Consider the following 14,783-nt stretch of genomic DNA (forward strand, 5'->3'; position numbering starts at 1 on the left):
GCAATTGGACTGGGGCCATGTTCTTCGATGGTCCTGGGTACCTGCGTTCCGCGACTCATGACGCTCCTTCGGGCTCGATGTCGGCGACACGCCGGCCAGAACGCGCCACCACCTCGGGGCTGCCGCCCAGGTAGCTGGCCACCACCTCGGGGTGGGACAACACCTCATCAGGCGGACCGGAGGTGATCACCCGACCGGTCTCGAGCGCCACCAACCGGTCGGCGACGCTCGAGAGCAGACCCATGTCGTGCTCGACGATCACCATGGCGCACTCCAACTCGTCGCGCAGTCGCAGCAGCAGCGGGCCCAACGCCTCGGTTTCGCGCTGAGCGATGCCGGAGGATGGCTCGTCAAGCATCACCACGCTGGGCCGCTGGGCCACCACCGCTGCCAGGTCGACGATACGGCGCGAGCCGGTGGACAGCTCACCGACGAATTTGTCGCGGTAATCGCCCAGCCCAAACCGTTCGATCAGCTCGTCGGTGTCGCGCCGCACCTTCCACTCGGAGAGCACCAAGGGTGGCGTTCGCAGCACCGCGTCGGCGGTGGAGCGCACCTCCACCCAGCGTTCGTGCGCCAGAGCCAGCGCCTCGGTCACGGTGAGGCCCGGAAACAGCCTGGCGTCCTGAAACGACCGGCCGAGCCCTGCCTTGGCCCGACGGGCCACGCTCAGGTTTGTCAGCTCGACGTTGCCGAGACCGATGGTGCCCGACTGCGTGGGTACAAACCCCGAGATGGCATCGAGCACGGTGGTCTTGCCTGCGCCGTTGGGTCCGATCAGACCCACGATCTCTCGTGGACGAACCTCGAGGGACACCCCGTCGACGGCCCGTACCCCGCCAAACGCGCACACCAGGTTGCTCGCCTGGAGCACGGGCGAATCAGGCATCGGCGCCGAGGATGGCCGATCACCTGTGGAGTGCGTCGGCCCTTCTCCAAGAAACACCGAGCGCAACAGGTCGGGCCGCTCGAGCAGTTCGGCGGTGGGGCCGGTGAAGCGGAGTTTGCCCTTCTCCATGAACAGTGCCCGATCGGCCAGGGTGAGCGCCACGTTGACCGACTGCTCCACCACAATGACCGTGGTGCCCGACGCTGCCACCTGACGCACCAGGCTCACCAGGTCCTCAACCACGACCGGAGCCAGTCCGAGCGACAACTCGTCAATCATCAGCAATCGAGGCCTGGCGAGCAGTGCCATGGCCAGGGCCAGTTGTTGCTGCTGCCCGCCAGAGAGGTTGGCCGCCGGTTCGGCCATCCGGTCGGCCAAAACCGGGAACGGCGCACACACCTCCTCGATGCGACGCTTCAGGTTGTGGGGATCCGAGCGCAGCATCCACCCGGCGGTACGCAGATTCTCGGCAACGGTAAGGCTGGGGAAGGTGCCCTTGCCCCCGGGCATCTCGCCCAGGCCCAGGTGGGCGATCGCTTGGGGCGGGGCGTGCGTGATGTCGCGCCCATCGAAGATCACCGCCCCCCGGCCGGCGTGCACCGTGCCGGCGATCGCCCCCAGCAGCGTCGACTTGCCTGCGCCGTTGGTGCCGAGCAGTGCCACCACCTCCCCCTCCCCCACCTCCATCGACAGGCCGGTGAGTACCCGCAGGTTGTCGTAGGAGACGTGCAGGTCGCGAACGACCAGCAGCTTGGCCCGCCCCTCGGCGCGCTCCCGTGCGTCCTCAGCCCGTGCGAGGGATCCTGTCCAAACGTCGGCGATGTCACCCTGGATCGTGGAGGCCGCAGTCGACACGATCAGCCCACCCACTACGAGGACAGGCACCATGACCAGCATGCCCACCCGGGCGCTGTAGCGGTCGGTGAGCCAACCGATCAGCGGCAACACCAACAAGCCGGGGATGGCCCAGTAGCTGGCGATGGCAAAGCCCACCGCTCGGGCCCGAGCCGGGATGGCCACCGAGAGGCTGGCGAGCAGGCCGGGCAGGATGATGGCCAGGCACGAGGTGAGTGCGATGTTGGCTACGACGGTGAGCCAGACGGTGGGGGCCAGCGCGAATGCGAGTGCAAACACGCCCGACACGATGGCGACCACCCGAAGAAACTTGAACACCAACGAAGGGTCGCGCATGAACAGCTTGGTTCCCATGGCGGCGCCGACAGCCAAACCGACGAACTGGAACGGTTCAACCGCGGCGGCCAGATACCCGCGCTGGAGCTCGTCGAGGTTGTACGTCTGCTCGTACAGGATGCCTGCCAGGCTGACGAAACCGATCAGCGACACCGACAGAAACGGCACCGAATACCAGAGGCGCCGCAGCGACGGGATCTCGTTGCACAGCCGGAATGCCTCCTCGAAGCTGGCCTGAGGTTCGGCCAATGCAATCATCGCCTCGTCGCCACCGGCGGCCTTGCGCTCCTGGCCGCCCCGAACCGGCTCACGCAGGCGCAACGCCAGCGCCGCGAAGACGACGGTCGGGATGACGAACACGAAAAACGGGGTCCGCCAGGAACCGGTGGCCGCAGCCAGGCCCCCCGCCAGAAGCGGCCCGGCGAACTGGCCCAACACGTTGGCACCACGATGGATCGAGTACACCGACGAGCGTCGGTCGACGGCGTAGTAGTCGGCCAGGAGGGAGTTGTGAGTGGGGTCGACGACGGCGCGGCCGATGCCGGCACCGGAGCGGGCAATCACCAACATGAGCGCGCCGTTGGCCAGCCCGGTGAACAGCGAGAACACTCCCCAGGCGATGGCCCCCGCGATGGCGATGGGCACCCGCGGATATCGATCGGCAGCCACCGCAATGGGCAACTGCAACAAGAACGCGATCAGCAGGCTGATGGCGACGAGCGACAGGATGCCTGCGTTGGACAAGCCAAGGTCGTCGCGAATGTTGGGGATGAGGATGCCAAACCCGGTGCGGTCCAACTCGTCGACGGCGTTGAGGCCGAACAACACAACCAGGGCCATCAGCGGGCCGTCGCCAACGGCCCGACGCAGCGCCTCGATGGGGTGTCGAATCGACGGCCACCAATGCGACGGCTGAACGACCGTGCGGCTGGACTCCAGCAGCAGCGAGCCCCAGCCCACGGGCTGCTCAACGCTCATGGGCTCACCTCGGCCGATTCGTCGACGGATTCGTCAGCAGGACCCGCCGACGCGTCCGTCAACACCTCGGGATCGCCGAGGTCGGACAACGACGGCACGATGATGCCGCGGCGCCGTGCCAGGTTGGACAGCATCAGGTCGCGGAACCGAACAAGGGCGCCGCCAACCCCGTCGGGCATCACCAACAGCACGAACAACGCCCCGGCGGCGGTGGCGAACAGGTTCCACGGTGCGGGCAGCAGCCACCCGCTGCCACGCAAGATGAACGCACCGATGACGGCGCCGGGGAGGCTGGCCAAGCCGCCCAAAACCACCCCGATGAACGTGGCCACGCTTTCCTCCGGGAGGAACAACGCCTGTTTGAAGGCGCCCTGGTGCAGCGTGAACACCGCACCGGCGGCGCCGGCGATCGCCCCGGACACGGCGAACGCAGCCAGCTTGGCCTGAGTCACCGCCACACCGTAAGCCCGGGTGGCGTCCTCATTTTCCCGGATGGCGATGAGGACCCGTCCCGAGCGGGACCGACGCAGGGCCGTCGCCGCCAGCAGCGACACCACCAGAAGGCCCAAGGCCAGGAGGTAAAGCTCGGCCGGGGTGTCCATGGGTATGCGACCCAGGAGCGCCGGCCGATGACCGGCGAACGAACCGGTGGGGATCCAGTCGAAGTAGCCGTTGTCGAAGACCCCGTTGGAGCATGCCACTGCCAAGGCCAGGGTGGTGACCGCCAGGTACACCCCGCGGATGCGCAGCGCCGGAAGACCCACCACCACCGCCGCAACCGCCCCGGCACCCGCACCCATGCAGATGGCCAGCGCCGGATCGACCGCGTGAGTCTGATTGGCCCAGGCAAACACCGCGCCGCCCATGCCGGCGAAGGCCATCTGCCCAAGGCTCAGCTGACCCGCCCAACCGGACAGAATCACCAGCGACACGCCGACGCTTGCGATGATCAGCACCGCTCCCAACTTCAACATGGCGCCCGTGGACAAGACGAACGGACACACCGCAAGAGCCGTCACACCGAGCGAGACCAACCCCAACCTGGCGGCGGTCACCTCCCAGCGCCGGGCCAGTTCTGCGGGCACCGGCCGAACGTCGGAGGCCAGGCGCCACGACGAGGTGTCGTCACGGTCCGCCCGGGTGACCCCCATGCGCCGCAACAACAGCGCACCGATGATGATGGCGGCCAGCAACGGCGCCACCAGTGCGCCATCGCCGGTTTGGAACCGCACCGCAAGCTCGAGAACGCCCAGCACCACCGACGAGAACACGATGACTCCCACGTGCGTCATGCGGCCCAGCACCAGGGCGGCGATGGCCCGGAGCAGCAGACCGAGGCTGGTGCCATACCCAACTCCCAGGCCTCCGGTGCCCGCGGTGAGGAAGAGGGCCACGAACGCTCCGACAGTTGCCAGCGTCCAGATCAGGCTCTGGAGCCGCTTCACCGGAATGCCAAGCGTCAGCGCACGGGAGCTGCGGTCGGCCGAGGCACGAATTGCGACCCCAAGCGCCGTTCGGTTGAGAACCAACACCAATCCGATCAGCAGCAACGGCACCACGAAGAGCGCCACCAGGTCGGAACCGTCGAACACGGTCCCACCGATCTCAATGGACATACCAAAAGGTTCGGGCAAGGAACGCACCGACGGCGAGGCCCCCCAGGCGCGCGGCAGGATCAGGGCACCGAAGCCGAGCAGCTGGGCGAGGCCAATGGTGGCCACGGTGATAAGCACCCGCGGCGCGTCGAAGAAGCGGCGGATGATCAGGCCCTCCACCGCCACGCCCAGCACCACCGCCGCCGCCAGCCCGGCGGCCGCGCACGCCCAATAGTTCCAGCCCCATTGATCGGCGAGCAGCACGGCCAGGGTGGCCGGCACGATACCCAGGTCACCGGCGGCAAAGTTGATGACCCGGCTGGCGCGCCACACGAGCGCCAGGCCAACCGCAGCCAACGAGCCGACGAGGCCGGCCAGCGCGCCGGCGACGAAGGTGCCCAACGGTACGGGCAACAGCACCAACTGAGCCACCAGCAGCACGGCAGGCGCCAAATACGGCGACGCGCTGTGACGCCAGTCCATCGAACCCTGCCCCCCGGCCGTCACCTCCTCCAATCTAACTGGTTCCGGCGGTCTCCAGTTCGCCGTTCAGCCACCGGGACTTGGCCAGTGAGCGCTGTAGCTTGCCGGAGGAGGTCTTGGGCACCGTTCCCTTGGCCACCATGACCACCTCCTTGGGGGGCACCCCGATGTCGCTGGTGATCCGCTCGGTCAGGAGGTCTCGCACCGTCGCTGCCTCGGCATCGCCCAACTCGGCCACCACAACGATCGATTGCGCGCCCGCCCGACCGTCGGCGCCAAAGGCGATCACATTGCCGGGCCGCACGCCGGCCACGTCACCGGCCGAACGCTCGATGTCCTGTGGGTAGATGTTGCGGCCACCGACGATGATCACGTCCTTGATACGTCCGCACACCACGAGCTCGCCGTCCAGCAGATACGCAAGGTCACCGGTGTGCAGCCATCCGTCCACCAGCAGTTCGGCGGTCGCCTCGGGGTTCTTGTAATAGCCCGGCGTCACCGAGGTGCCGCGAATCAGCAGCTCACCCACCTGGCGGTCACCCAGTTCCTGCCCACTGGAACGATCGACGACGCGCATCTCCAGCCCGGGCACCGCCCGGCCCAGCAGCGCCAGTTCCCGCGTGGTGGTCTTTTCACCCTCCGGTGCGCCATCCTCACTCGGCGGCCTGGCGACGTGCTCGTGCTCCAATGCATCGGCATCGACCACATCGGTACGAAAGCCGTCCCAGCGGCGAGAAAAGGCGCCACCAATGCCAACTTCGGCCATCCCGAAGGCGGGAAACGCCGCACCGGGACGGAGCCCGAACGGCTCCCCCGCCGCGAGGAACCGACGGAATACGTCGGCGTCGATGGGCTCGGCCCCATTCAGCAACACCTCGAGCGACGACAGGTCGAGTTCCTCGGCCCGCCGCAACGCCCTGGCAGCCAGCGCGTACGCGAAGTTGGGTCCGGCCGTCATCGTGCCGCCGTAGTCGGAGATCCACTGCATCCATCGTGCAGGTCGGGACAGGAAATCTTGAGGCGCCGCCTGCACGAGGTTGCGACCGGTCGTCATCGGAATGGTCAACAGGCCGACCAACCCCATGTCGTGATACAGCGGCAGCCACGAGACGAACACCTCGTCGTCGATCAGGCCTCCGGCCTGGGTGCAGGCGTCAAGGTTGGCGCAGATGGTGCGATGGGGCAGCATGACCCCCTTGGGCTCGGCGGTGGATCCCGAAGTGAACTGCAGCACTGCAAGCGCGTCAGGATCGTCGTCGGGGCGCTTCCAATCGGCCGGCGCCAACTCGGAGGAACGGGCCACCAGATCCTGCAGGACCACGAAGGGCGGATCGCCTTCGGCGCGTTCAACAAAAGCAGCGAACTGCTCGTCGATCAACACCAGCGAGCAGTCAGCGGCGCGAATTCGGCTTCTGGTCTGTTCGACGAACGCCTCAATCGATCCCAGGCGCATCGGTAACGGCAACATCACCAGGCAACCACCGGTGAGCCAGGTGGCCTGGATCGCCGTGATCAACGGCCGGGTGGTGGGCCCCAGCAGCGCCACGTGGGTCCCCGGCGTCACCCCGTAAGTCTGCAGCCCCGCAGCCAGCGATCGAGCGGCGGAATGGGTCTGTGCCCAGGTGGTGGTGTCGTAGCCTTCCGGCGAGGCCACCGTGAGGGTGGCATCGCTTTCGGCCGCGCGTTCGATTCGGGAGATCAGGCTGTGCACGGCGTTTGGACCCTCTCGGTCAGGAGCCGGTTACAAGCGACCGGCGATCGGTTCGAAGTGGCGTGAACCCACCCGCCTGCTGCTATCGTGTCAGCTTCCCCTACGGGGCTGTAGCTCAATTGGTAGAGCGCTTCCATGGCATGGAAGAGGTCGTCGGTTCGATTCCGATCAGCTCCACAGCATCACTGCCATTGGAGGCGCGGAACGTCGCCGTACAGGCGTTCCAGCCGGTAGTAGCCGCGGTCCTCCTCGACGAAAGCGTGCACGATCACGTCGCCGTAGTCGAGCAACACCCAGCGCAAGGAGTCACGGCCCTCCACCGACTGCGGGGTTCGTCCGGTTCGCTCCCGCACCACGGCCTCAACCTCGTCGGCGATCGCCTTCACCTGACGCTCGGTTCGACCGCTCACCAACACGAAGACGTCGCACATCACCTGTACGCCGGAGACATCCAGCACCTCGATGGCCTCGCCGTCCTTGGCATCGGCCGCAAACGAAGCGGCTCGGGCCAGCGCCACGGTGTCGACATCCAGGTTGGTCAGCTCGTCGGTCTCCAAGGTCACAGTTGATCCTGGCCCAACACGACCACCGCGCGCACGTCCTCGCCCAACTTCTCCTGATCGGTCAACTTCGCCTTGAGCGCGTCCGCCAACCGTTGGGCCTGCTCGCGTTCCTCCGGGGAAGCGTCCAATGAGATGGCAACACTGCTGGTCGCCTGGGGAAGTACCTTCGCGTTGCCCACCACCTTCACCTCGGCGCCGGCGTTCACCACGTCCGAGGCCAGCTTCAGCGCCAGCTGTGGCTGGTTGGTGCCGTTGAGCAGTTTCACGCCCAGGCGCTGTCCGGGGAACCCGGAGATTGGGAACGGGACGATACTCCCCAATGTGGCGTCGATCGCCTCGTTGTCAGGTGCGGTAAACGACGCCCCTTGGCCGGTGCCTCCGTCCGGACGACCGCCGATGCGGGCCTCCTTCACCGGCAGCTGGATAACCGACGCTTCGCCCGAACCCAGCGCCGTGAACAACTCGGCCAGTGCGGTCACGTTGTCGTCAGGTGCCGTGGGTTTGAAGCCGTCCGCTCCGAGCGCCAAGAGGCGTTCCAGCACCAACTGCTGCCGGTTCAGCCGGTTGTACTCCGACTCTTCCGGCCCCAAGTAGTTCAGGTAGGCCATGAGCCCCCCGGGGTCGAGCGAAACGTCACCCGACTCGAACTGCGGCACCAACACCCCCTGAAAGTCAACCAGCAGCTGCTCCGGGTTTCGAACAGCGAGCGGCTTGCCCCCCAGCAGCGAGTCCACATCGGACTCCGTGACCACGAGTTGGTCGGTCATGCCAAAACCGAGCGATGCCTCCAACTCGGTCTGCAACTCGTCCATGCCATCCTCGGCTTCGATGTAATTGGGGATGCGCACCTTGCCGTCTTCGCTCTTCAGGAAAAGGCTGCTGGGGATGGTCACGATGGTGCCCCCGGTCTCACCCGTACCCTGGGTGACCACCGAAAGCGATCGCAGCTCTCCGCCATCGGTGGTGATGGCAAGAAAGGTCACAGGCGTAGGCCTGACGGCGGCCTCGTAGCCCGGTTGGCTGGGCGATCGCTGTTGCGGGCTGATCGACGCCCCGCCGGTCATGCGGAGGGAGCTGCGATAACCCGTATACGACAGCGCCACCAGCGCCACGGCAAAAGTGACGCTGAGAGCCAGGAAACGACGGCTGGACCCACTACGTCGCGTTGTGCCTGGTCGAGAGGATTCGTCCCCCTCCAGGGACCGCGCCTCGTTGGCATGGGTGTCGCTGAACCCCGACTGGGCGTCAAACGTGCGCGTGTGCGGCGCTGCCTGTTCCCCGCCGTCATCGAGTGGCCGCTCCAACACATCGGCGAACTGATCGTCGCCGGCTCCGCCGACGGAATCGCCGCCAACAAGTGATGGCGCCTCGTCGGGTGCAGGGACGTAAGCCGTCGTTGGCGCTTCGGGCAGTTCGCGTTCAAGAAGCTCGTCACTCCAAGCGGCGTCGGGGCCACCCGGGGTCGATCTCCCCGACTCAGGGGCCGCCTCAACTGCCATCGTCACCATCGTAGAGGCCAAGCTCGCTGATCAGTGAAACAACGCCTGGTGGGCAGAGCACATCAATGGGGCGACCCGTCTGGACACGGGCGCGAATTCCGGTCGAACTCACATCCAATTGTGGCACGGCCAGGGTGGCCGGGGTGGTCGACCCGCAACCCGGCCGGTCGACCACAGCGATCTCGGCGAGCGCTGCCACGTCGGCGCTGCGATGCCATGTGCCAACACCGGCAGCGGCATCCGCGCCCAGGATCAACGTGGGCATCACCTCCGGTCGCAGCCGGACGAGACGCTCCAGCGTGTCGACCGTGTAGGTCGGCCCAGGCGGGTCAAACTCAAAATCCGACGCCACCAACCCGTCCAGCCCCACAACCGCAGCGCGCGCCATCGCAAGCCGGTGTTCGGCATCGGTCACTCCGCGACCGGTCTTCTGCCAGGGCGTGTGGGCCACCAGCAGCCACACCTCGTCCAGGTTCAGGGTGGCACGAGCCTCAACGGCGACGACCAGGTGACCGATGTGGGGGGGATCGAAGGTTCCGCCCAACAGGCCGACTCGTCGTTGGGACATTCTCATCATTGTAGAAGTCATCCAAACGACTTCCGCCGCGAATCCTCAAATTTTTTCAGGTCTGTCCGATGGAGCCGCAACAGCAGCGTTACCTGAAAGGCAAACAACACATGAACGACTCGGTTGGCCTGTACCTCTCAGAAATCGGAACCGTACCCCTACTCACCACGGAGGAGGAGCGTCAATTGTCTCGACGCATCGACGCCGGACGCCTGGCCACTGCGGCGTTGGCGGCCGGGACGACCGTCGGCGACGAACACCGGACCATTCGCGACGCAGCCCGCGCCAAAGACCACTTCATCCGGGCCAACCTGCGGCTGGTGGTCAGCATCGCCCGCCGTTATCCAATGCAGCCGAGCTTGGAACTGCTGGACCTGATCCAGGAGGGCAACCTGGGTCTTGAACACGCGGTCGACAAGTTTGACTGGCGTAAGGGATTCAAGTTCTCCACCTACGCCACGTTCTGGATACGACAGGCAATCGGCCGGGCCCTGGACCAGAAGGGCAGCCTGGTGCGTCTTCCCGGTGATCGCTCCGCGGCGCTCCGCAACGCACTCCGGCGCAACGGAGGCGACAGCGAGGCACTTGACGCCGATTTGGCCGAACTGAATCACCTGACCTCCGTGAGATCACTCGATAAGACCGTCGGCGACGACACCTCAACGGAGTTGATCGACCTGCTGGCCGACACCCGACCCGGTCCGGCCGAGCATCTCATGGCCGACGTAGAGCGAGAGCTGCTCGGTGACCTGTTGAAGTCCCTCGACGACAGGGCCCTCATCGCCGTATCTCGGCGGTTCGGCCTCGCGGACGGTACCAAGCGCTCCTTTCGGGAAATCGGGGAGGAACTGGGGCTGTCGGCCGAGGCGGCCCGACGCCTGGTCAAGCGTGCACTGCATCGGGTGCGCAGCACCGCCAACGAGTCGCCCGCGTTCGTGAGCTGACCCGGGAGGTCGGTAGCCTCGGGTGCCCCCACTCCTGCACGTACCTTGCAGCGAACCAGAGGAGCACCGTGACCCCCCCACATGCGCCCAGCGAAGCAGCACCGGCGGTCGCGCCGGCCGGTTGGAGCCCGGCGAGCTGGCGCGATCGAGTGGCGGTCCAACAGCCTGAGTGGGATGGACTCGACGAGTTGCGCGCGGTCACCGACGAGCTTGAATCGGCCCCACCCCTGGTGATACCCGGCGAAACCCGTCAGCTGTCCGCGTCGCTGGCTGAGGTTGCGCAGGGTCGGGCCTTCCTCCTCCAGGCCGGAGACTGCGCCGAGAGCTTCGACTCGGCCACTCCGGAGAGCATCGAACGGCGCCTGAGGGTCATCCTGCAGATGGCGATCGTGCTTACCCACTCGGCGGGAGTTCCGGTGGTCAAGCTTGGTCGAATCGCCGGGCAGTACGCCAAGCCGCGTTCATCCAGTCACGAGACCCTGGACGAGGTCAGCCTCCCCAGCTTCCGGGGACACATCGTCAACCTGCCCGAGTTTGAAACCGACGCCCGCCGCGCCGACCCCCGACGCATCTCCCAGGCCTACCAGCGATCCGCCACCACGCTGAACCTGCTGCGTGCGATGACCCAGGGCGGGTACGCCGACCTGACCAAGGTGCACCAGTGGAACGAAGCGTTCGTGGCCGCCACCGGTGTCGGGCGGCGCTACGAGACACTCGCCGACGACATCGACCGGGCGCTGCGTTTCATGCAGGCCTGCGGCCTGGACACCGACGAGGTGCCCCAGTTGCACGAAGCCACGCTGTACAGCAGCCATGAGGGCCTGATCCTTGATTACGAGGAGGCGTTGACCCGCCAGGACACAGAAACCGGCGAGTTCTTCGATACCGCCGCTCATTCGGTCTGGATCGGCGAACGAACCCGCGACCTGGATGGCGCACACGTGGAGTACTTCTCCGGAATCGCCAACCCGATCGGCACCAAGGTGGGCCCCACGGCCACCCCGGCCGAGGTGGTTGCGTTGTGCGATGCGTTGGACCCACATCGCGTTCCAGGTCGTCTCACGTTGATCGCCCGCATGGGCGCGGGGTTGGTCACCGAAAGGCTTGGCCCGTTGGTGGAGGCTGTTGCCGAATCCGGCCACCCGGTGATCTGGGCCACCGACCCCATGCACGGCAACACCTTCACCGCGCCTTCAGGTCGCAAGACCCGACATTTCGACGCGATCGAGCAGGAAATCCGCGGGTTCTTCGAGGTTCACCACCGGTTGGGAACCTGGCCGGGTGGCATTCACGTTGAGCTGACCGGCGACGACGTGACCGAGTGCCTCGGCGGATCGGAAGAACTCTCCGATGACCAACTGGGCCTCCGCTACGAGACCATGTGCGATCCCCGGCTCAACGCACGTCAGAGTGTCGACCTGGCATTTCGCGTGGCCGAATTGCTGCGAGAACAGCAGCACTAACGGTCGCTGGGCGGCTCAGTTTTACGAACGGCGACGACGGCCGCCGAGCACCAGGGCACTGCCCAGCAACACGACCGCTGCGGCAACGGCGGCGACGGTACCCGCCGCGGTGCCGGTGCGCCCAAGCTCGCCGCTGACGGCCGGCTGCGATTGACCGCCAACGGTGGGCCCACCGGTGTCGGAGTAAACGGGCGCGGCTCCTGAAGCCTGCGTGCGATCCGGGTCCTCGCAAGCAATTCCGTCCGGAATGCCTCCCTTCTCACGATCCAGGTCCGTTCGATACAAAGGATCGCCCGTAGGAATATTGCTCCTGCCTGTCTGGGCTTTGATCTCGGTGCAATTTCTTGTGTCGCGCACCTCGCTCGTAGAGCCGGTGACGTCGACCGTGGTACCGGGTGCGTTGGTGCCGCCGACCTCAAAGCCGATGTCTTTCGCAAGCGGCTTGCCATCGGCGCCTCTGCCGTAGGCCACCACCTGGTGCACTCCGGCCGCCAGGTCGGTCGGGAGCGTCCCGCCTCCCTGAAAGGCTCCGCTGTTATCGGCAGTGGAATTGCCGATAACGATCGGCGTGGAGCATACGTACAGCGTGATGACTGCGTTGGCCTCGAACCCATCGCCGGCCACGACGAAGTCGCCACCTGGGGCGAGTTCGCCTGACACGAGCGTGAGCCCGCCGGTGGCCGGGAGGCATTCGGTCAAGGATGGGTTGGGCGAACTGGTCGGCCCGGTGGTCTCGCCGCTGGTATCGGAATCCCCGGTACTGGTGCCCGATCCATCCGCGCCCCCCGACGTGCCCGAGCCACTGGTCGACGTGCCCGAGCCGCTGGTCGACGTGCCCGAGCCACTGGTCGAGCCCGAACTGCCACCGCTGTCGTAACCTTGCGCGCCCGCCTGGCCGCCCACAACAAGGGTGCCCATGGCCAGCGACACCACTGCGACCATTTGGATCGATCTCAGCGCACGACGGCGCATCGCGTTGGGTTGGTTCATGCCCTCTCCCACAATGTTGAACCTCGACCGGAGGCCTGAGGTTGACGTAGGTCACATGATAGGCAGGTTGACCGACGTCGTTCACTGACTTTCAGCCAACGTGGTTGAGGGTGCCTGCCCAACCTGGGTCTACGTCGTGGCCTCGGCCGGCACTTCCGTATCGTCGCACACCGCGCCGGCGCATTGGCGTAAGTCGGTGACCAACCGTGACATGCCGGTGACCAGCGGCTGCTTTTCCGGATCCAACACCAGGTTGACGAGCTGCTCGGGGTCGGAACGCAGGTCGTACAGTTCGGCCCCCTGCAACCCTCCCCCGGTGTACTCGATATAGCTGTAATTGTTGGTGCGGATACCCTGATATTGGGGGCGGAAAGGCGCCGGAGGCTGAAAGCCCTCCAGGAGGATCGGGCGGTCCCATTTTTCAGCGGGATTTGCCATCAGCGGTGCCAGGCTTCGACCGTCCATCTCCCGAAGCTGTTGGGCACCGGCGACGTCAAGGAACGTGGGGCCCAAGTCGATATTGGCCACCACCGAGTCAACCTTGGCGCCCTTGGCCACCCCCGGGCCACGCATGAGCAACGGCACCGCCAGGCTCTCCTCCCATGGGTAGTACTTACCCTGGTATTCACGATGCTCACCGTGGAAGTAGCCGTTGTCCGAGGTGAACACCACGAGCGTATTATCGGACACACCCAGCTGGTCGAGACGGTCCAACAACTTGCCGACGCCCTCGTCAACGGACAGCAACGACTCGAGTTCAGCCTGGTAGTTGCGGGTGATGTCCGCAGTGCGCGCCGGTTCGATCTCCGGGCGCCACTGGGGGACCACCTGCCCCGGCGCCGCCACACCGAAATTGGCCTTTTCCGGCAGTTTCTCACCCTTGAACTTGCCCTCGTGACGAGGTGCAGGCGTCGGCGACGTGATGTCAAAGGCGGTGTTGGCCTGCTCGATGTCATCCCGGACGATACTGGGATCCGCCCGATACTTCTTCAGGGTGTACCCAAACTTGGCGTGTGGCGCCAGATAACTGACGTTGACAAACCAGGGGTCACCAGACTTCTGACCGGCGTCGATCTCCTCCAATGCGAGATCGGTCAGAACATCGGTCTGATATTTGGTCTTGTCATCTTCGTCGTAGGTGTCGATCACGCCGTTGTCGTTGATCGAAAACCCAAAGTATCGACCCGTGGACGGGTCGATCAGCGCACGGAAGTCGTCCCAACCCGCCGGTATCTCGGTGGGGTTCTTCACGCCGTAGCCGTTGAGATACTTTCCAACGTGCGCCGTGTGGTAGCCCGCTTCTTGGAGCCCAGCCGGAAACGCCGTCTCCCACTCGGTGAACCGAGTGAATCCTCCGGTGGGCAACGCGTTCCACAGCACCCCGTGGTTGTGGGCGTACTGGCCTGAGTAGTAGGTGGCCCGGCTTGGGCAACACAGCGGGTAGCTGGTGACGCTGTTGGTAAACGTCGTACCCTCGCCCCCGATGCGGGCGTTGATGCGCTGAAGCACTCGCATTGACTCGACCGTCTGGTCGTCGGTCATCACCATCAGGACGTTGGGGTGATCAACCTTGGGGGTTGCCGTGACGCCCTCTGGCAGCGGGGGGGCCTTCGTCGTGCTGGTCGGGGCGACGGAATCACCACCAGATGCGCCCGAGCTTCCGCCACCTCGGGTCGTGGGAGCCGCTTCGACATCAGCACGTGCAGCGGCACCCGGCGGGCCAGGAGTGATGACGGGCACGCCGCTATCACTTCCGCAGGCGACAACCAGGCTCATCGCCAGCCCCAGCAGTGCCACCACACCTGATGCTCGCATCCGGAGATCCGAACCTCGGTTTGGTTTCCCCGTCGGGGCTTCCATGTTGAGGTTGCTCATTGGGCAGTCAGGAGAAACGCCCTGAGCAGCACGA

The 14,783-nt window shown here is 65.9% G+C and carries 10 protein-coding genes and 1 tRNA gene; 3 read left to right on the top strand and 8 right to left on the bottom strand.

From position 1 onward, the window contains the following. Positions 1-55 precede the first annotated feature (55 nt). Genes MPARV_RS0110595 through MPARV_RS0110605 form a run of 3 tightly spaced genes read right to left on the bottom strand, consistent with a single transcriptional unit; the run spans position 56 to position 6,847 of the window. Complete coding sequence (locus MPARV_RS0110595) at positions 56-3,058, bottom strand: MFS transporter (protein ID WP_012222994.1); 3,003 nt, start codon at positions 3,056-3,058, stop codon at positions 56-58. Next, positions 3,055-5,160, bottom strand: coding sequence for a branched-chain amino acid ABC transporter permease (locus MPARV_RS0110600; RefSeq protein WP_157789555.1), 2,106 nt, complete (start codon positions 5,158-5,160; stop codon positions 3,055-3,057). Before MPARV_RS0110600 ends, MPARV_RS0110595 begins: the two co-directional genes overlap by 4 nt. Positions 5,161-5,170: 10 nt before the next feature. Then, positions 5,171-6,847 carry an AMP-binding protein gene (locus MPARV_RS0110605; RefSeq protein WP_020378222.1) on the bottom strand — a complete coding sequence of 559 codons (1,677 nt, stop codon included), beginning with the start codon at positions 6,845-6,847 and terminating at the stop codon, positions 5,171-5,173. 104 nt (positions 6,848-6,951) lie between these two features. On the opposite strand from MPARV_RS0110605, the gene MPARV_RS0110610 reads away from it, so the two are divergent. After that, positions 6,952-7,024 (top strand) — tRNA-Ala (locus MPARV_RS0110610). Between the two features lie 5 nt (positions 7,025-7,029). Here MPARV_RS0110610 and rsfS read toward each other — a convergent pair. From rsfS to nadD, 3 genes are read right to left on the bottom strand one after another with little or no spacing between them, the layout of a single operon-like run. After that, the gene (gene rsfS, locus MPARV_RS0110615; protein WP_020378223.1) at positions 7,030-7,410 is read right to left on the bottom strand and encodes a ribosome silencing factor; all 381 of its coding nucleotides are present in this window, start codon (positions 7,408-7,410) and stop codon (positions 7,030-7,032) included. Next, positions 7,407-8,909 carry a LytR C-terminal domain-containing protein gene (locus MPARV_RS0110620; RefSeq protein ID WP_157789556.1) on the bottom strand — a complete coding sequence of 501 codons (1,503 nt, stop codon included), beginning with the start codon at positions 8,907-8,909 and terminating at the stop codon, positions 7,407-7,409. Before MPARV_RS0110620 ends, rsfS begins: the two co-directional genes overlap by 4 nt. Continuing rightward, positions 8,899-9,477, bottom strand: coding sequence for a nicotinate-nucleotide adenylyltransferase (gene nadD / locus MPARV_RS0110625; RefSeq protein WP_020378225.1), 579 nt, complete (start codon positions 9,475-9,477; stop codon positions 8,899-8,901). Before nadD ends, MPARV_RS0110620 begins: the two co-directional genes overlap by 11 nt. Before the next feature lie 68 nt (positions 9,478-9,545). Between nadD and MPARV_RS0110630 the strand changes: the two genes are divergently transcribed. Further along, on the top strand, positions 9,546-10,421 hold the full coding sequence (locus MPARV_RS0110630; protein ID WP_012222987.1) for a sigma-70 family RNA polymerase sigma factor: 876 nt from the start codon (positions 9,546-9,548) through the stop codon (positions 10,419-10,421). A gap of 68 nt (positions 10,422-10,489) precedes the next feature. After that, on the top strand, positions 10,490-11,884 hold the full coding sequence (locus MPARV_RS0110635) for a class II 3-deoxy-7-phosphoheptulonate synthase (RefSeq protein WP_051011967.1): 1,395 nt from the start codon (positions 10,490-10,492) through the stop codon (positions 11,882-11,884). A 21-nt stretch (positions 11,885-11,905) separates the two neighbouring features. Here MPARV_RS0110635 and MPARV_RS0110640 read toward each other — a convergent pair whose 3' ends face one another. Next, positions 11,906-12,874, bottom strand: a complete 969-nt coding sequence (locus tag MPARV_RS0110640; RefSeq protein WP_012222984.1) for an excalibur calcium-binding domain-containing protein — start codon at positions 12,872-12,874, stop codon at positions 11,906-11,908. 129 nt (positions 12,875-13,003) lie between these two features. After that, on the bottom strand, positions 13,004-14,689 hold the full coding sequence (locus tag MPARV_RS0110645; RefSeq protein ID WP_034392241.1) for a sulfatase family protein: 1,686 nt from the start codon (positions 14,687-14,689) through the stop codon (positions 13,004-13,006). Positions 14,690-14,783: the final 94 nt, after the last annotated feature.

It is taken from the genome of Candidatus Microthrix parvicella Bio17-1, assembly GCF_000299415.1.
Lineage (GTDB): Bacteria > Actinomycetota > Acidimicrobiia > Acidimicrobiales > Microtrichaceae > Microthrix > Microthrix parvicella.

Excerpts from the sequence above, each read along its gene's own strand:
- MPARV_RS0110595 (WP_012222994.1), bottom strand. The coding sequence starts at position 3,058 with ATGAGCGTTGAGCAGCCCGTGGGCTGGGGCTCGCTGCTGCTGGAGTCC.
- MPARV_RS0110620 (WP_157789556.1), bottom strand. The coding sequence starts at position 8,909 with ATGGCAGTTGAGGCGGCCCCTGAGTCGGGGAGATCGACCCCGGGTGGC.
- nadD (WP_020378225.1), bottom strand. The coding sequence starts at position 9,477 with ATGTCCCAACGACGAGTCGGCCTGTTGGGCGGAACCTTCGATCCCCCC.
- MPARV_RS0110630 (WP_012222987.1), top strand. The coding sequence starts at position 9,546 with ATGGAGCCGCAACAGCAGCGTTACCTGAAAGGCAAACAACACATGAAC.
- MPARV_RS0110640 (WP_012222984.1), bottom strand. The coding sequence starts at position 12,874 with ATGAACCAACCCAACGCGATGCGCCGTCGTGCGCTGAGATCGATCCAA.
- MPARV_RS0110645 (WP_034392241.1), bottom strand. The coding sequence starts at position 14,689 with ATGCGAGCATCAGGTGTGGTGGCACTGCTGGGGCTGGCGATGAGCCTG.